This is a genomic window from Mesorhizobium sp. P2_F8 (assembly GCF_056403655.1).
Genome location: NZ_JBFUFB010000011.1, coordinates 197,728 through 215,510, shown reverse-complemented (window position 1 = coordinate 215,510; position 17,783 = coordinate 197,728). Strand labels below are relative to the sequence as shown.

Here is a 17,783-nt window from a genome sequence, read left to right as displayed (position 1 = left end):
GTGCTCTTTTCCCGGATTTCCAAGGGTTTCAGTGGGGAGCCCACCGTTTACACCGAAGATGTCGGCGGTTCGAGCCCGTCATCGCCCACCAGATTTCTTCAATCAAAAGCCCTGTGGCGCCGGCACTCCCCGGAGCCAGCAACCGCATAGCCCTTGCTGAGGTCGAGAGCCCGTCACACAGTCCTGATGTGGCGGGCCCATGTAGCGTTCCTCACACCACCACGAAATCCGCGTTTGTCAGCGCCAGGTTTGCGGCCAGAGTGGCGAAATGGATTGAGCCGCCCGCCGCACTGCCGTTGCTGTCATAGGTGAGCCAGCCAGTGTCGGTCTCATAGATGATGTGGTCGTTGCCATCGCCGGCAAGCCCGGTGGTGTTCTTGACGAACTGCGCGGCCGTCAGCGTGCCATTGCCGCCAAGCGCTGCAAAGATCGCATTGTCGAGCTGGATGGTATCCTCGACCACCGAGAAGTCGGTGATGTGGTCGACATTGGTCGACGCGTTGAGCGCCGTGGTGAAGACGAAGGTGTCGTTGCCGGTGCTGCCGGACAGCGTGTCGTTGCCGAGGAGGCCGTTGATGACATTGGCGCCCGAATTGCCGGTGATGATGTTGGCGGTCGAGTTGCCGGTGCCGTTGATGTTCGCCGAGCTACGCAGCGCAAGGTTCTCCAGCTCCTGGCCGGAAAGATTGAACGAGACATAGGCCTGCACATTGTCGGTGCCCCCGCCATTGGCCTCGACGACATGGTCTCCGGCATTGTCGACGTAATAGGTGTCGTTGCCGATGCCGCCTTGTAGGTGTCGGCGCCTTCCTTGCCATCCAGCGTGTCGTTGCCGCCCAGGCCGATCAGGATGTTGACCCCGGAATTGCCGGTGATGACATTGGCGATCGAATTGCCGGTGCCGTTGATCGAGGCGCCAGTCCGCAGCGCCAGGTTCTCCAACTCCTGACCGGAGAGGTTGAAGGAGATGGTGCTCTGCACGTTGTCGGTGCCCTGGCCATTCAGCTCGATCACCTTGTCACCGGCATTGTCGACCCAGTAGGTGTCGTTGCCGGTGCCGCCGCTCATCGTGTCGGCGCCAGCGCCACCGTTGAGCGTATCGCTATCGGCTCCACCGAAGAGTTTGTCACTGCCGTCGCCGCCGTTGAGGATGTCGTTGCCGGCATCGCCGCCGATCGTATCGTCGCCGCCAAGACCCGACAGCGTGTCGGTGCTGGCGCCGCCGTTGATATGGTCCGTGAAGACATTGCTGCCTTTCCAGATGTCCTCGCCGACCGTGCCGACGAAGATGGTCGGGTCGAAGATCTGGGCGCGGACGCAGCCGAAGCTGCCGTCGCCGGTATCACTGGACTCCCAGGTGGCCACGAAACGGCCATCGGCCAGCGCCGTGATTGCCGGCGCATATTGAGAGCCAGTTGCCGTCGAATTGACGATGAAGTCGCTGCCGGCCGCTGAACCGTCTGCGTTGTAGACGCGGGCACGGATGCAATCGCCGTCGCCGTCGCCGAGATCGTTGGACTGCCAGATGACCACGAAGCGGCCGTCGGCCAGCGTCGTGACTGCGGCATAAGCCTGCTCGCCCGTTGCCGTCGAATTGACGATGAAGTCGCCGCCGGCCGCTGAACCGTTGGCATTGAAGATGCGAGCGCGGAGGCAGCCGCCGCTGCCGTCGCCGGTGTCATAGGACTGCCAGGTGGCCACGAAGCGGCCATCGGTCAGCGTCGTGATCACGGGGCTAACCTGAGAGTCCGTTGCCGTCGAATTGACGATGAAGTCGCTGCCGGCCGCTGAACCGTTGGCGTTGTAGATGCGGGCACGGAGGCAGCCGCCGCTGCCGTCGCCAGTGTCTTGGGACTGCCAGGTGGCCACGAAACGGCCATCGGTCAGCGCCGTGATCGCAGCATAAGCCTGATCGCCAGTTGCCGTCGAATTAAGGATGAAGTCGCTGCCGGCCGCTGAACCGTCGGCGTTATAGATGTGGGCGCGGATGCAGCTGCTGCTGGCGTCGCCGGTGTCATAGGACTGCCAGATGGCCACGAAGCGGCCATCTGCCAGCGCCGTGATCGCGGGGTTAACCTGGAAGCTCGTTGCCGTCGAATTGACGATGAAGTCGTTGCCGGCCGCTGAACCGTCGGCATTGTAGATGCGGGCGCGGATGCAAATGCCGTCGCCGTCGCCTGTGTCATTGGACTGCCAGATGGCCACGAAGCGGCCATCGGCCAGCGCCGTGATCGCCGGGCCAGGTTGATCGCTCGTTACCGTCGAATTGACGATGAAATCGCTGCCGGCCGCTGAACCGTCGGCGTTGTAGATGTGGGCGCGGATGCAGGTGGCGCTGCCGTCGCCGGGGTCGGCGGACTGCCAGGCGGCCACGAAGCGGCCGTCGGCCAACGCCGTGATCGCGGGGGTATACTGATTGTTCATTGCCGTCGAATTGACGATGAAGTCCTGTCCGATGCGTCCGATAGGCATGGCTTGTTCCCTTTCGTTGCCGGCGTGGTGGGAATGGCCAGCAGCCGGCATCGCGTACTGGCATAAATGGAATTCGGTGAGCGCGGTGAAGATCGTTACAAGGTGCGTTGTTGGGACTGCGCACAAGCCGCGTTCAGATCACCACGAAATCGGCATTGGTGAGCGCGAGGTTGGCGGCCAGCGTGGCGAAATGGATTGAGCCGCCAGCCGCGCTGCCGTTGCTGTCATAGGTGAGCCAGCCGGAGTCGTTGCCGTTGCCGCCGCTCAAGAAATCGAAATCGTCCACGGTCGCCGACACGCCGCCATTGATAATATCGGCGCCGTTGTCACCCGCGAGATAGTTGCTGCCGGTTGTGCCGGTGATGGTGTCGGCGAACTGGGTGCCTTCGGCATCCTCGATGCCGGTCAGCGTATCCGTGAAGCCCCAGCCGTCAGTTACAACGCCGGTCGCCAAATTGATCGTGGCACCATGTGTGATGATGCCGCCGCCGTCGACGTCGATTCCATAGTCAAGGCTGTCGTCCCTGTAGGAAACCATATCCTCGCCGGCGCCGCCAATGATGGTGTCGGCGCCGCTTCCCGCGAACACCGTGCCGCCGTTTGATCCCAGATGGATGATGTCGTTGCCCGCCCGGGCAAACACCCAAAAGCCGTCATTTCGCATCGTTATGTTGTCTGCGAAGTGGCTGGCGTTCACCGACTCGACACTGTTGAGCGTGTCGGTGTTGCCGAGGCCGTCGGTGACGACACCAGTCTGCATGTTGATGGTCAGGCCGTTTGAGTAAGTCTCGTAAAAAACGACGTCGATGCCGTCCCCTCCATTCACCTGGTCATTGCCGCCAATCGCCATGCGAATGTAGTCGTCACCGGCCAATGCGTTGATTGTGTCGTTGCCGATCAGGTCTTGAATGTCGGGATTGATATCGTTGCCGACGGTTCCATTGATGACTGCCATTTGATCCTCCCGCTGTATGGTATTCCCCAAGGGCAACTGTATCCGAAGGTTGCATTAGAGTCATCTCATGCAAAGAACGTAGGGTCACCTTGTTCAACGCCAGCGAAGTGCCTCGCAATTCGAGTTCAACAGTATTGTTGGACAACCGCGAAGTTTTTCGAGGAAGCTTTACGGCTTCGGAGCGCCGCAGGGCGCAGCGATCACAGCGGCAGGAGCCGGAAGTCGTTGCCCTCGGGCAGCAGTTGGCCGCCATCGACGACAATGCCGGTGATGTAGCTGGCAGCGTCGGAGGCGAGGAACAGGAGCGGGTCGACCGTCATCGCACACCAGATTTCTTCAATGAAAGCGTGAGGCGCCGACGCTTTCTCCTAAAGCAATTCCAGGAAAAGTGTGAAACGGTTTTCCCGGGAAAAGCGCGTAGCGCTTTCCCTTAGGGAATTGCGTCAAAACAAAGAGTTAGAGCGGTTCGCCGTTTCCGTGAAACGGTGAACTGCTCTGGAGCCAGCAACCGCACCACCCCTGCTGGGAACGGGAGCCCGTCACACAGTCCTGGTGTGACGGGCCCCATGTGGCGGGCTGTTTTCGTTGCCTCCTCACACTACGACGAAATCGGCGTTGGTGAGCGCGAGGTTGGCGGCCACCGTGGCGAAATGGATTGAGCCGCCAGCCGCACTGCCGTTGCTGTCATAGGTGAGCCAGCCGGTGTCGGTCTCGTAGATGATGTGATCGTTGCCGTCTGCGGCAAGGCCGGTGGTGTTCTTGACGAACTGGTCCGCCGTCAGCGTGCCATTGCCGCCAAGCGCTGCAAAGATCGCATTGTCGACCTGGATGGTGTCGTCGGCGACCGAGAAGTCGGTGATGGTATCGACATTGGTCAAGGCGTCGAGCGCTGTATGGAAATGGAAAATGTCGCTGCCAGTTCCGCCGATCAGTGTATCGTTGCCCAGGTGGCCGTCGAGGATGTCGTTGCCCGCGCCGGCAGTCAGGGTGTTGTCATGCTCGCCGCCATATATCTGATCCGCAAACTGCGTACCGGTGACATTTCGGATGGTGGCTACGGTATCCGTATTCCCAAACGAATCCGTTGCGGTATCGGCTGCCAACCCCAGTTGCGAGCCGACTCCCCAGAGATTGACGAGGATACCATGTATGGCGCCGCTGCTGACGTCGGTACTGTAGTCGACCGTGTCAAGGCCGGAATTGCCATTGATCGTGTCATTTCCACGTCCACCGATCAGCCTGTCGTCGCCTGAGTTGCCGTTGATGATATCATTTCCGTCTCCGCCAATGAGCGTGTCGTTCCCGTCCTTGCCGCTTATTGTATCGTTGCCGCCTCCACCGATGAGAATGTTGGCGAAACCATCGCCGTTCAATGTGTCGCCACCACTGCCGCCGGTGACGTTCTCGATGTTGCGAATAGTATCTTCCGTGATCCCGCCGATCGTGACTTGAGCGTCAACGAACTTGGTTAGACTTACAGCAACAGCTGAGGTTTGATTGCTGTAGTCGGCCGTGTCGACACCATCTCCACCATCCATAACATCGTTGCCGAGGCCTCCTCTGAAGATGTCGTTGCCGCCGAGGCCCAAAAGTGTATTTACACCACTGTTGCCAGTGATGATGTTGGCAAGGGAATTGCCGGTGCCGTCGATGTTCGCCGATCCAGTCAGCGTCAGGTTTTCCAGGTCCTGGCCTGAGAGATTGAAGGAAATCGCGCTGTTGACCGTGTCAGTGCCCTGACCACTGGCCTCGATCACGTGATCGCCGGCATTGTCGACATAGTAGGTGTCGTTGCCGGTGCTGCCACTCATCGTATCGGCGCCGCCCATTCCGTTGATGATGTTGTTGCCACTGTTGCCGGTGATGCTGTTTGCCAGGCTATTGCCTGTGGCGTTGATCGAGGCACCACCGCGCAGCGCGACGTTCTCGATATTGCCCTTGAAGTGGTTGCCATCGCCAAGGTTGATCGAGACATAGCCATTGACGACATCGGTGCCGTTGGCGCCGGCGGTGCTCTCGTCGACGAGATCGCCGGCATTGTCGACATAGTAGGTGTCGTTGCCGATGCCGCCCTGCATCGTGTCGGCACCACCCTTGCCATCCAGTGTGTCGTTGCCTTCAAGGCCGATCAGCGTGTTGACGCCAGCGTTGCCATTGAGAACGTTGGCGAGGGCATTGCCAATTCCGTTGATGTTTGCCGCGGTGATCAGCGTCAGGTTTTCCAGGTCCTGGCCTGAGAGATCGAAGGAAATCGCGCTGTTGACCGTGTCAGTGYCCTGACCACTGGCCTCGATCACGTGATCGCCGGCATTGTCGACATAGTAGGTGTCGTTGCCGGTGCTGCCACTCATCGTATCAGCGCCGCCCATTCCGTTGATGATGTTGTTGCCACTGTTGCCGGTGATGATGTTTGCCAGGCTATTGCCTGTGGCGTTGATCGAGGCCCCACTGCGCAGCGCGACGTTCTCGATATTGCCCTTGAAGTGGTTGCCATCGCCAAGGTTGATCGAGATATAGCCATTGACGACATCGGTGCCGTCGGCGCCGGCGGTGCTCTCGTCGACGAGATCGCCGGCATTGTCGACATAGTAGGTGTCGTTGCCGATGCCGCCCCGCATCGTGTCGGCACCTTCCTTGCCGTCCAGCGTGTCGTTGCCGCCAAGGCCAATCAGGATGTTGACACCCGAATTGCCGGTCAGCGCATTGGCCAGGCTGTTGCCTGTGGCGTTGATCGAAGCCGAACTGCGCAGTGCGACGTTCTCGATATTGCCCTTGAAGTGGTTGCCATCGCTGAGGTTGATCGAGATATAGCCATTGACGATATCGGTGCCGTTGGCGCCGGCCGTGCTCTCATCGACGATATCGCCGGCATTGTCGACGAAGTAGGTGTCGTCGCCGGCCCCGCCTTGCATGGTGTCGGCACCAGCCTTGCCGTCCAGCGTGTCATTGCCCTCGTCGCCGGCAAGATAGTTGCTGCCGCTTGTGCCGGTGATGATGTCGGCGAACTGGGTGCCTTCAGCATACTCGATGCTGGTCAGGGTATCCGTGAAGCCCCAGCCGTCAATTACAACGCCGGTCGTCAAATTGATCGTGGCACCATGGGTGATGATGCCGCCGCCATCGACGTCATTTCCATAGTCAAAACCGTCGTCCCTGTAGGAGACCAAATCGTTGCCGGCGCCGCCAATGATGGTGTCGGTGCCGCTTCCCGGCAGTATCATACCGCCGTTTGATCCCAGATGGATGATGTCGTTACCCGCCCGGGCATACGCCCAAAAGCCGTCATTTCGCATCGTGATGTTGTCTGCGAAGTAGCTGGCGTTCACCGCCTCGACACTGTTGAGCGTGTCGGTGTTGCCCAAGCCGTCGGTGACGACACCAGTCTGCATGTTGATGGTCAGGCCATTTGTGTAAGCCTCGTAGACAATGTCATCCTCCCCGTCCCCTCCATTCACCTGGTCATTGCCGCCAATCGCCATGAAAATTAAGTCGTCACCGGCCAATGCGTTGATGGTGTCGTTGCCGACCAGGTCCTGAACGCCGGGATTGATATCGTTGCCGACGGTTCCGTTGATGACAGCCATTTGGTCCTCCCGTTGTTTGGCATTTCCCCAACGGAAACTGTATCCTACGGTTGCATTAGAGTCATCTGATATAAAGACGTAGGGTCATCCTGTTCGGCGCCAGCGAAGTGCCTCGCAATTCGAGTTCAACAGTATTGTTGGACAGCGGCCAAGTTTTCCCAGGAAGCATTACGGCTTCGGAGCGCCGCGGGGCGCAGCGATCAAGGCGGCAGGAGCCGGAAGTCGTTGCCCTCGGGCAGCAATTGTCCGCCATCGACAACAATGGTCGTCCCGGTGATGTAGCTGGCATCGTCGGAGGCGAGGAACAGGAAAGCATTGGCGACGTCGCGCGGGCTGCCGAGCCGGCCGAGCGGGATGGCGTCTTCCATGTTCTTGATATAGGCGGCGCCGCGATGCAGCTCGATCGCCTCGGTGAGGATGTTGCCGGGCTCGACGCCGTTGACGGTGATGCCGTAGCCGGAGAATTCGAGTGCCGCGGCTCGGATGAAGCCGTTGATGCCGGCCTTGCTGGCCGAATAGTGGCCGTGGCCGGGGCTGGTCACGTGCGGGCCGGTGATGGAGGAGGTGTAGAGCATGCGCCCGTAGTGCTGCGCCTTCATAGGCACCAGGGCGGCGCGGGTGGCATTGAAGGTGCCGCGCAGGTTGACCGCCATGACGCGGTCCCAGTCGTCCGTGCTGGTGTTCTCGATCAGCTGCCAGGGATAGATGCCGGCATTCTGCACGACGATGTCGAGGCGGCCATGGTGTTCGAGCGCCAGCGCCACCGCGGCCTCGGCCTCGGTCATCAACGAAATGTCGGTGCCGATGAAGGGGACGCCCAGTTCGGCCGCCGTCGTTTGCCCGGCTTCGAGCTCGGTATCGGCGAGCACCAGCTTTGCGCCTTCTTCGGCGAAACGCAGCGCGATGCCCTTGCCGATGCCACGGGCGCTGCCGACGATCAGCGCCACCTTGCCTTCTAGTCGTGCGGTCATGCGAGCCGTCCTGTCATGCCAGTCTTTGGCGAATGGTTTGCTTGAAAGCGTCGAGCAGCACGGCGGCCAGCACCAGCAGGCCATGGATCACCTGGGTGTAATTGGCCGGCAGGCCCATCAGGTTGATCGCCGTGTTGATGGCCGACAGCAGCAGCACGCCGGCATAGACGCCGGGCAGGGTGCCGACACCGCCTTTCAGGCTGACGCCGCCGATGACGACGGCGGCGAAGGCGTTGAACAAAAGGCCGACACCGAGATTGGCGGTGGCGCCCGAGGTGCGGATCGCCAGCAGCCAGCCGGCAAGGCCGGCAATGGCGCCGGCCAGCACGAAGGCGATGATCAGGTTGCGGTTCACCCGGATGCCGGCGCGGAAGGTCGCCGTCTCGTTACCGCCGATCATCACCAGATGCCGGCCGAACGGTGTCTTGGCCATGATCAGCGAGAAAATGACGAAACAGGCAATCGCGATCCAGGCGGTGAGCGGCAGGCCGACGAGGCGCTGGATGCCGAACCAGCGGATGGCTGGCGCAAGATCCTGCGCCGAACGGCCGCCCGAAATCACCAGCACGAGGCCGCGCACCCAGATGTAGGACGCCAGCGTGATGATGAAGGCGCTCATCTTCACCCGCACCACCAGATAGCCGTTGCAGGCGCCGATGAGGCCGCCGACGGCAACCGCCAGCAGCAGCGAGACCGGAACCATCAGCCATTCCGGATGCAGTTGCACGCCAAGGCCTATGCCCGACGAGCAGAACAGGATTCCGACCGCCATGGCGCTGAGCGCTGCGACGGATTCGACCGACAGGTCCATGTGGCCGGCGATGATGACCAGCGCCAGGCCGATCGACATGACGCCGAGCACGCTCGACGCCTCGATGATGTTGGCGAAGATGCCGAGCTGGAAATAGTTCGGGATGAAGATGGAGAACACCACCAGCACGAACAGCAGCATGAACCAGACGAGGTTGTCGAGGACGAACTCCAGGGCGTGGCGCGTGCGGGGGTTCATGGGCTGATCCGGCTGGCGCATCCCCCTGAAATCAATTCGATTTCCGCAAGGGATCATGCGCGATTGGAATTGCAGAGGATTGGCCCCGGGCCGAGATGGCCCGGAGCGTTTCATGCGACGGGCCTATTCGACGGACTTGATGGCCTCCGTCGACGGCTTCTGATTGCCCCAGAAGGCAGGGTTGTCGACATTTTCCTTGGTGATGGCGGCGCCGGGGATCTTGATGTTCGGGCCCCAGGCTTCCTTGGTCACGGTCGATTTCAAGCCGAGCACATCGTATTCGCCGGGCTTGATCTCTTCCTTCTTGACGATCTTGTCCATGAACATGGCAACAGCCGCCGCCTGTGCGTAGAGCGGCTGCTCGACTTCGACATTGAGCCAGCCCTTGCGGATCAGGTCGAGGCCGACCGGAGCGCCGTTCGAGCTCATCAGCATGACGTCGCCCGGCTTCTTGCCGGCGGCCTCGAGCGAGGCGACGGCAGCGACCGACAGGTGAGCGGCATGGCTGAAGATCAGGTCGATGTCGGGGTTGGCAAGCATCTGGTCGGCGACGATGGTGCCGGCATTGCTGGCTTCCCATTGCATGGCTGGAAGCGAGATGATCTTGACGTCGGGAAACGCCTTCAGCTTCTCCTCAAAGCCCTTCTGGATGTCGAGCGTATAGGGATCGCCAGGGTCGCCAAGCACCTGCAGGACCTTGCCCTTCACCGCGCCGTTCTTGGCTTTGAGCAGCTTCTCGGCCTGGTCCGCGGCGACGTAGCCGATCTCGACCGTTCCTGCGACCGAGGTGAAGTCGGAGGGCGTCGACGTGATCTGGCGGTCGAACTCGACCACCGGAATGCCGGCGGCGCGTGCGGCTTCGATCGACGGTTTCAGGGCATTGAAATCGACGGCGGCGAGGATGATCGCCGCCGGCTTCAGCGCAATGACGTCGTTCATCTGCGACTGCTGGGCGTCGGTCTTGTTGTCGGCGTTCAGCGCCTTCATCTCATAGCCGACCTGCTTCAGGAACAGCTCCAGGGCGCTCACCGAGCCGGTCTGGAACTCGTCGAGCAGTGTCGGCACCATGTAGTAGACGGTCCCCTTGGACTGGCCGAATGCCGGCGCGAGCGTGGCAAAGGCCAGTGCCAGGATACCGAAGACAGCAAGAAGTATTCGCTTCATGTCGTTCGCTCCTGTTGAGCCGGACCCCTCTTTTGTCCCTCAGCCCGCCGGTCCGGCACCGGCAAGCGTCTCTCCGGTGATCATGTTGATCACCGCATCGGGACTTGTTTTGTTGCGTGCGACATCGCCCGCCACGACGCCCTGCCGGATCACCACGATCCGGTCCGCGACCTGGAAGGCCTGCTGCATGATGTGGGTGATGATGACGACGCCGATGCCCTGGCTCGCCACCTGGCGGATCATGTCGAGACCGCGCCGCGTCTGCTCGACGCCGAGGGCGGCGAACGGTTCGTCGAGCAGCACCAGCTTGCCGCCCCAATGCACGAACCGGTTGAGCTCGATGGCCTGCCGCTGGCCGCCGGAGAGATGCTCGACATTGGTGCGCAGCGAAGGAATGCGCGTGCCCGCGCTAGCCAGTGCCTTCTCGACGACGGCCTCCATCGCGCGCTCATCGAGCACGGGGACGCCAAAAACCTTCCTGGTGATCTCGCGGCCCATGAAAAAATTGGCGACCACGTCGACATTGGTGCACAACGACAGGTCCTGGTAGACGGTTTCGATGCCCGCCGCCTTGGCCTCTGCCGGCGACCTGGCAAGGAACTCCTTGCCCTCGAACAGCATGCGCCCCGAGGTCGGCTCCAGCCCGCCGGCGATGATCTTGACCAGTGTCGATTTGCCGGCGCCGTTGTCGCCCAGCAGCGCCACGACCTCGCCCTTGCCGATCGAGAAGCTGATCCCCTTCAGTGCTTCGATCGCGCCATAGTTCTTGGTGACGTTGTCGAGCACCAGCAGGGGTTCGCTCATGCCGCAATTCCTCCGGTTTTGAGAAGATCGCGCCCGCGTTCGCGTTCAGCCGTGAAGATCTGGCCGAAACGCGGCGACAGCACCCCGGAAACCGCAAGGGCGGCGGCACCGCGCAACACCGAATGCTGCCCGCCCCGCGCGACCATGACGCGCGGCGTCGTGCGGTCCTTCCGCGCCGAGACGGAGTTGTGCAGGCCTTCGGTTGAACCAGCCAGCCGGTCGAGCAGGTCGGTGGATGCCAGCCCGCCGAGGATGATGGTCTCGGGGTCGAACAGGTTCTCGATGATGGCGACGGCATTGCGAAAGATCGGGGCGACTTCCGCCACCCAATCGGCCTCGCTGCCATTCCAGCGCCGGAGCGCCTCGAGCGACAGGTACCTTTCGAGACAGCCGCTATTGCCGCAGGGGCAAGCCTCGCCACCTGGAACGACGGGAATGTGTCCGACCTCGCCGGCATTTCCCCAGGCGCCGCGCAACACGCTGCCGTCATGAACCATGACGCCGCCCAAACCAACGCCGAAATAAAGGTAATAGTATTCGGAAAACTGCGCGCCGAGGCCGTAGAGGCGCTCGCCCATGGCGGCCGCCGCCATGTCAGTTTCAAAGAAGGCCGGCAGTCCGGTCGAAGCCGCCAGCCGCTCGCGCAGCGCCACATCCTTCCAGCCGGTCATGGTGGTCGGGCCGACAAAGCTCATGGACTCGACGCCGAACGGGCCGGGCAGGGCGAGGCCGACCCCGAGGACCCGCCCTCCAGCCCGCAATCTTGTCAATTCAACCACCATTGCTCCGATTAGGTCGAAGGCGTGGTCGGGCGTCGCGTTCGGTGCTTCGCGGTATGTGCTCTCGATCACGTCGCCGCTCAGATTGATCAAGGCGGCACTGATGCCGAACGGGGTGATGTGGATACCGACGGCATAGCCGCCCTCGGGATTGATGCGCAGGGTCGCCGGGGGCAGGCCGCGACCCTTCGGCTCTTCGCGCAGCGAAAGGATGTAGCCCTGCTCTTCGAGTTCGCGAACGATGGTCGACACGGTCTGGACGGTGAGCCCGACGCGCCTGGCGATCTCGCCGCGGGCGATTGGTCCTTGCAGGCGGATGGACTCAAGCACGATGCGCCGGTTGTACGGCCGCCCGAATTCCTGATTGGTCCCCCGCAGTGCCATGACGTGCGCCCCTTAGGAAGGCTCAGCTTCGCACCGCTTATTTATTCAGTCAAATGGAATTCAAAAATAATTCGTGCATTCGGTCCTTCGGAACGAGGGCTTGACCAGTGGATGATTTCAGGGGCGCGAAACCATCGTCCGGCAGTCAGGCGGCATGGATGGCGTTGCCTCGCTCGCCGGGTTGCTTGCGAAGCGGGGCAGATAGGAGTTCGGAGGTATTGGGCCAATCAGCTCAGGGCCTGCGCGGCTCAGAGATACTGGGCGACCTTCTTGCCGATCGTGAGGAAGCGCAGCGGATCGATGGCTTCGCCATTGTGGCGGACTTCGTAGTGCAGATGCGGGCCGGTCGAGCGGCCGCTGCTGCCGGTCTTGCCGATGACCGCGCCGGCATCGAGTTTCTCGCCCACGGTCACGTCGATTTCGCTGAGATGCCCATAGCGCGTCGCAAAACCATTGCCGTGGTCGACCTCGACCATGCGGCCATAGCCACCGTTCCAGCCTGCCTTGGTGACGACGCCGGGCGCGGTGACCTTTGCGGCCATGCCGATCGGCGCCCTGAAATCCATTCCGGAATGCAGCGCCGCGGTGCCGAGGATCGGGTCGGTGCGCACGCCGAACGGGCTGGTGACGGAATGACCCGGAGCCGGGTTGGTCAGCGGCAGCTGGCGGGCTTCCTTCTTGAGATGGTCGAGCGTGTCCAGCGCCTCGTCCAGTTCCTTGACCTTGCTGTCGAACATCATCGAACTGTCGAGCGGGATGAGCGGTCCGCCGACGTCGCTCTCGTTCTTGCCGAAATCGCTGTCAACCGGCAGGCCCGCCGCTTCAAGTGCCTGCGTGATCGCGTCAGCGCTCTTGTAGGCGTTGTCGGCGAGCGTGCTGATGCGGGTCAGTTGATCGCTCTCGATGGATTTCAGCGACTGGTTGATCGACACGAACAGTCGGTCGGCACGATCGGCGGCTGAATCGTTGGGCAGCGGATCGGAGCGGGTCGACCACAACGAGAATGGCCGGGTGTCGCCGGCGCCGAGATCGGCGCCCAGGCTGGCGACCGCGTAGGTCTGCGCCGGCGGCTTGATGCTGCCGGTCCCCTCGGCGCGTTTGTCCGGCTTGCCGGCCGCCACCGGATCCTCGGCAGGCGCCGCTCCGACTTCGGTCTCGGCGCGTTCGAGCAGCGGGCCGAGGCGGCCATGACGCTGGCTGAGCTGGCTCTGGCGTTCAAGCAATTCGCTGACCTTGGTTTCCATCAGCTGCTGGTCGAGCAATTGGCGGCTGGTGATGCGGTCGACCTGGGCGCGAAGCGCCGAAATGCGATCTTCATAGGCCTGCTGCATGCGCGCCTGCCGCGCCGTGGTGGCGCCGATCAGGTCGTCGCGCAGCACCAGATAGGAGGTGGCCAGCAGGTAGCCGATGGCGATGGCCGCCAGCGCCGAGCCGACAAAGGCCGCGAGCCAGGGGCGGATCGTGAAGTGCCTGATCTCATTGCCCCGGGCGATGATGATCGTGTGAGGTTCTTTGCGCCTGCCGAAGACTGCTGACTGACCGGTTGCCTTCACGGGACCAAGCTTTCGTTTACGACACCACGACAGCTTGACTACACATTATTAAGGTTAACAAAGCTTTGCGCTGCGGACTTTTCAGTAACGATTGCGCGTCAGGCGGGCATGGGGTTGCGGGCAGTTGGCTGTGCCGACGAAGATCTCAAAGCGAGCGGACAGCCGCGAGCACCTCTTCGGCATGGCCCTTGACCCGGACCTTGCGCCAGATCCTGGCAATCCGCCCGTCGCGGCCGATCACGAACGTTGCCCGCTCGACACCCATGTATTTGCGGCCATACATCGATTTTTCGACCCACAGATGGTAGGCCTCGATCACCTTGCCTCGTCGGCGGCGAGGTCGATGGTGAGGCTGTATTTCGATTTGAACTTGTCGTGCTTTTTGACGTTGTCGGGCGACAGGCCGATCACCACCGCGCCGGCCTTCTCGAATTCCGGCTTCAGTTGCGAAAAGCTGATTGCCTCTTGCGTGCAGCTTGTTGTGTCGTCCTGCGGATAGAAATAGAGCACAATGGGCTTGCCGGAGGATGCGGCTAGGCTGAGCGATCCGCCGCCGTCCCTCGGCAGGTCGAATTGCGGCGCGATATCGCCTACGTCTAGGTCAGCCATACCGATGCCCTTGTTTGTGGTTACGCGCCAAGCCACAGCCATATAGTGTCGAGCGGGGATTCGTCCACGATCGAGTTCGTACAACGGAAAATTGCGTGGATCAGGAGCAACCGCAGCACGAGAAGATCCGGTTCAGGCGGGATGAGATCACCGACCTGGGGGCCTTTCCCTCCGCGTGCCGCGTGCCGCCGCTGGGTCAGGCGCGGATCGGACGCGGCTTTCGCATCCTGGCACGGGTGTTCGCCGGTTTCGCCTGCCTTGTCCTGTTGGCGGCAGTCGCCGTCTATCTGGTCGGTGCGTCCGGCGTTGGCTCCGAGCGGCTTCGCGCAGAAGCGGAAACCGCCATCGAGAAACTGGCCGGCGTCGATGTCGATGTTTCGGTGGGGCCGGCGCGCATCACCCTTGATGGTTCGAGCTTCATTGCGTTGCAGGTCAGCGACGTCAGCCTGAAGACCGCCGACGGCAAGCCGATGGCCGATGCGGGCCGCGTGCGCTTCGGCGTGCGCCTGATACCGCTACTGCGCGGGGAAGTGCGGCTGACCAGCGCCAGGATATCCGATGCCCACATCGTCGTGGCGGCGATGCCGTCCGGCGGCGACTGGGCAGCAAGCCTGCGCAATCAGGGTGGCCTCGTCGATCCGGAGAAACTGACGGCTGCGGTGTTCGCCAACGTTCACAGCGCGCTCGACGCCGTGCGCGAAGATTCGATGCGCCAGATCGATCTTCGCAACGTCGAATTCGTACTGCCCGAAACCGCAACGATCAAACGGGTCAAAGTCACCGACGCCGCCGTCGTGCAGTCGGGACCGGGCGGCATGCAGTTTTCGTCGCAGGCCGATGTCGACGGCAGGGCGGTTACCATCGCCGCTTCCGCCACCCGCGATATCGCGGCACACCGCGTGACGGCGCTGGACGCGAGCATCAATCTGGCGGACGCGAGTGTTGTCACGGGGGCTGCAGATACCACGGCCGCTGCCGGAAAGCTGGGTGCGGTGGCGCTGAAGCTGACGGGATCGGAAGGGTCCGGCACGAATGCATCGCGGCTGACGGCCGCTCTGTCATCGACGGGTTCCATCCTCGATCTCGGCACACGCGGGCTGCTGCCGGCGGACGTCGACGTCAACGTCACGCTGGTAGCGGGCAGCAACAAGGTCCAGGTGGACAGATTGCTGCTGAAGACCGGCCGGTCGACATTCGATTTCGCCGGCTCGATCGGGCCGAAGCCGGCAACCGGAGCGGCCGGCGAGGAACCGGCCTATCGCTATGACCTGACCAGCGACGGTTCCTCGCTGGCGCCTTCGGACTCGCCCGAGCCAGCGCTCACCTTCCTCGCCCGGATTGCCGGTGTCTACAACACGGTGAGCCACAGGCTGGTCGCCGAGCAGATCGCGCTTCGCTCCGCCTCCTCCGGCGAGGTGCTTGGCACCGCCGCCGTGGAGTTCGTCGACGGCAAGGCGCCGGGGATCAATCTGGCGTTCAACGTCCACAACATGCAGGTCTCTCACGTCAAGCAGCTTTGGCCGTGGTTTTCGGCGCGCAACGCCCGGCTGTGGGTGCTGGCCAATCTGTTTGGCGGCCGCGTCGTCGACGCCAACCTCCAGTTCCACGTCGTCCCGAACCGTCTCGGCAATGGCGTGCCGCTGTCCGCCGACGAGGTGTTCGGCCGCTTCCAGATCGAGGGATCGCGTTTTGACACGGCCGGCCGCATTCCGCCGATACGCGACGCCGTCGGCGTTGTTGGTTTCCATGGCAATGATGTCGACGTCTCCCTGTCCTCGGGCACCGTCTACATGCCGAGCGGCCGCACCGTCGCGGCCAGCAATGGCACGCTGACGGTCAAAGCCGCCAACCACCCGCCAGTCATCGGCGCGCTCGACATCGATGTCGAGGGTGACGCCTCCGCCGTTGCCGAACTCGCCTCCTACGAGCCGATCAACGCCATGCGCCATGTCGGCCTTTTGCCGGAAGATCTGTCGGGTAGCGTCACCGGCCATGTCAGGGCTGACATTCCGTTGCAGTCCGGCGTCGACTCCTCGAAGCTCGATTGGCTGGTGTCGCTCGATTACAGCGGCATGTCATTGGCCAAGCCGTTCGAGGGGCAGACCGTGACGGATGCCGACGGTTCGATCACCGTCGACCCTGAAAAGGCGGTGATCTCGGCCAAGGCATCGCTGAACGGCATTCCGGCCGAACTCGACCTGATCGAGCCACTCCGGGACGACGGGCCGCCGCCCAGCCGCAAGGTGGCCCTGGTGCTCGACGACAAGATCCGTGCCGCAGCAATGCCCGGATTGACGCCGCTGCTTGGCGGCACGGTGAAGGTCGCGATCGACAAGAGCGGCAGCGGCGACCAGAACGTCTCGGCCGATTTGACCAACGCCAGGCTGGACATTCCCTGGGCCGGCTGGAGCAAGGGGGCGGGGGTTCCCGCCAAAGTCACATTCGTCATGACCAAGTCCGGCGACACCACGACGCTGTCCGACTTCGATCTCGACGGGAAAACCTTCTCCATCGAAGGTGACATCGTGCTGGTCAATGGCGCCCTGTCGTCCGCGAAGTTCAGCAAGGTGACCTTGAACAGGGGCGACGATGTCGCGGTGTCGGTGAAGCGGTCCGGCAAGGGCTATGCGGTCGACATATCAGGCAACGCGCTGGATGCCCGCTCGCTGATCAAGCAGTTCACCTCGGACGTCGACACGGCAACCAAGACCACCGGCTCCGATGCCATCTCCGTCAGCGCCGATGTCGATCAGCTGACCGGGTTCCACGATGAGCAACTGTCCAACCTGAAGCTCGACTACAGCGCCGCCGGCTCGCGGGTGAACGGCCTGAAGGTCAGCGCCACGGCAAGTTCGGGCGCCGCTATAACCATCAGCAACACCACAGGTGCTGGCCAGCGCACGCTCAACATGCAGTCCGCTGACGCTGGCGCCGTACTCAGGTTCCTCAACATCTACGAGCATATGGAAGGCGGAGCGATTACCCTGGCGCTGGCGGGGCCGAGCGACGGATCGCTGCGGGGCAAGGTCGATACCAGCAACTTCTTCGTGGTCAATGAGCCGAAACTGGCTTCCATCGTCTCGACCACGCCGGCCGGCGACAGCCGCAGTCTCAACCAGGCGGTCAAGGGCAATCTGGACACCTCGCGGGTCAAGTTTGAACGCGGCTACGCCGAGATCGACAAGGGCGGCGGCTATCTGAAACTAGCCAATGGCGTGCTGCGCGGCCCCCGAATCGGCACGACGTTCCAGGGCACCCTCTACGACCAGGACAACAACATGGACATGACCGGTACGTTCATGCCGGTCTATGGCCTCAACCGCATCTTCGGCGAATTGCCCATCGTTGGCGCGCTTCTCGGCAATGGCCGCGACCGCGGCCTGATTGGCGTCACCTATCGGCTCAAGGGCAATGCCAACAAGCCGGTGCTGGATATCAACCCGCTGTCGGTGATCGCACCCGGTATCTTCAGGTCGATCTTCGAATACCGGTGAGAAAT

10 protein-coding genes and 4 pseudogenes are annotated in these 17,783 nt (G+C 62.3%); 1 reads left to right on the top strand and 13 read right to left on the bottom strand.

Features of this window, described 5'->3' with window-relative positions; translation table 11 throughout:
• Window positions 1-211: 211 nt before the first annotated feature.
• The 13 genes and pseudogenes from AC1DZP_RS26140 to AC1DZP_RS26080 all read right to left on the bottom strand — a co-directional run bounded on the left by AC1DZP_RS26140 (window position 212) and on the right by AC1DZP_RS26080 (window position 14,284).
• On the bottom strand, window positions 212-463 hold the full coding sequence (locus tag AC1DZP_RS26140) for a hypothetical protein (protein ID WP_477306428.1): 252 nt from the start codon (window positions 461-463) through the stop codon (window positions 212-214).
• A 108-nt stretch (window positions 464-571) separates the two neighbouring features.
• Window positions 572-709, bottom strand: a pseudogene (locus AC1DZP_RS26135) (calcium-binding protein); the annotation flags it as partial.
• 98 nt (window positions 710-807) lie between these two features.
• Window positions 808-2,424 (bottom strand): annotated as a pseudogene (locus AC1DZP_RS26130) (hypothetical protein); the annotation flags it as partial.
• Window positions 2,425-2,605: 181 nt separating this feature from the next.
• Entirely contained in the window at window positions 2,606-3,427 is an 822-nt protein-coding gene (locus AC1DZP_RS26125; protein WP_477306360.1) for a calcium-binding protein, read from the bottom strand.
• A gap of 200 nt (window positions 3,428-3,627) precedes the next feature.
• Window positions 3,628-3,729: pseudogene (locus AC1DZP_RS26120) on the bottom strand (3-oxoacyl-[acyl-carrier-protein] reductase); the annotation flags it as partial.
• A 291-nt stretch (window positions 3,730-4,020) separates the two neighbouring features.
• Window positions 4,021-7,011: a beta strand repeat-containing protein gene (locus AC1DZP_RS26115; RefSeq protein ID WP_477306358.1), complete on the bottom strand. Its 2,991-nt coding sequence runs from the start codon at window positions 7,009-7,011 to the stop codon at window positions 4,021-4,023.
• 200 nt (window positions 7,012-7,211) lie between these two features.
• The gene (locus AC1DZP_RS26110; RefSeq protein ID WP_477306356.1) at window positions 7,212-7,982 is read right to left on the bottom strand and encodes an SDR family oxidoreductase; all 771 of its coding nucleotides are present in this window, start codon (window positions 7,980-7,982) and stop codon (window positions 7,212-7,214) included.
• Window positions 7,983-7,995: 13 nt separating this feature from the next.
• Window positions 7,996-8,991 carry an ABC transporter permease gene (locus AC1DZP_RS26105; RefSeq protein WP_477306354.1) on the bottom strand — a complete coding sequence of 332 codons (996 nt, stop codon included), beginning with the start codon at window positions 8,989-8,991 and terminating at the stop codon, window positions 7,996-7,998.
• Between the two features lie 123 nt (window positions 8,992-9,114).
• Window positions 9,115-10,155, bottom strand: a complete 1,041-nt coding sequence (locus AC1DZP_RS26100) for a sugar ABC transporter substrate-binding protein (protein WP_477306352.1) — start codon at window positions 10,153-10,155, stop codon at window positions 9,115-9,117.
• A 39-nt stretch (window positions 10,156-10,194) separates the two neighbouring features.
• The gene (locus AC1DZP_RS26095) at window positions 10,195-10,959 is read right to left on the bottom strand and encodes an ATP-binding cassette domain-containing protein (protein WP_477306350.1); all 765 of its coding nucleotides are present in this window, start codon (window positions 10,957-10,959) and stop codon (window positions 10,195-10,197) included.
• A complete protein-coding gene (locus tag AC1DZP_RS26090) occupies window positions 10,956-12,122 on the bottom strand; it encodes an ROK family transcriptional regulator (RefSeq protein ID WP_477306348.1) in 1,167 nt (388 codons plus the stop codon). Before AC1DZP_RS26090 ends, AC1DZP_RS26095 begins: the two co-directional genes overlap by 4 nt.
• 248 nt (window positions 12,123-12,370) lie before the next feature.
• Window positions 12,371-13,675, bottom strand: a complete 1,305-nt coding sequence (locus AC1DZP_RS26085; RefSeq protein ID WP_477306346.1) for a M23 family metallopeptidase — start codon at window positions 13,673-13,675, stop codon at window positions 12,371-12,373.
• Window positions 13,676-13,820: 145 nt separating this feature from the next.
• Window positions 13,821-14,284 (bottom strand): annotated as a pseudogene (locus tag AC1DZP_RS26080) (peroxiredoxin).
• Between the two features lie 95 nt (window positions 14,285-14,379).
• On the opposite strand from AC1DZP_RS26080, the gene AC1DZP_RS26075 reads away from it, so the two are divergent.
• Window positions 14,380-17,778 carry a hypothetical protein gene (locus AC1DZP_RS26075; protein ID WP_477306344.1) on the top strand — a complete coding sequence of 1,133 codons (3,399 nt, stop codon included), beginning with the start codon at window positions 14,380-14,382 and terminating at the stop codon, window positions 17,776-17,778.
• Window positions 17,779-17,783: the final 5 nt, after the last annotated feature.

What these genes read in the sequence shown, in the direction of transcription:
- AC1DZP_RS26125 (WP_477306360.1), bottom strand. Translation starts at nt 3,427, where the DNA reads ATGGCAGTCATCAATGGAACCGTCGGCAACGATATCAATCCCGACATT.
- AC1DZP_RS26105 (WP_477306354.1), bottom strand. Translation starts at nt 8,991, where the DNA reads ATGAACCCCCGCACGCGCCACGCCCTGGAGTTCGTCCTCGACAACCTC.
- AC1DZP_RS26090 (WP_477306348.1), bottom strand. Translation starts at nt 12,122, where the DNA reads ATGGCACTGCGGGGGACCAATCAGGAATTCGGGCGGCCGTACAACCGG.
- AC1DZP_RS26110 (WP_477306356.1), bottom strand. Translation starts at nt 7,982, where the DNA reads ATGACCGCACGACTAGAAGGCAAGGTGGCGCTGATCGTCGGCAGCGCC.
- AC1DZP_RS26100 (WP_477306352.1), bottom strand. Translation starts at nt 10,155, where the DNA reads ATGAAGCGAATACTTCTTGCTGTCTTCGGTATCCTGGCACTGGCCTTT.
- AC1DZP_RS26095 (WP_477306350.1), bottom strand. Translation starts at nt 10,959, where the DNA reads ATGAGCGAACCCCTGCTGGTGCTCGACAACGTCACCAAGAACTATGGC.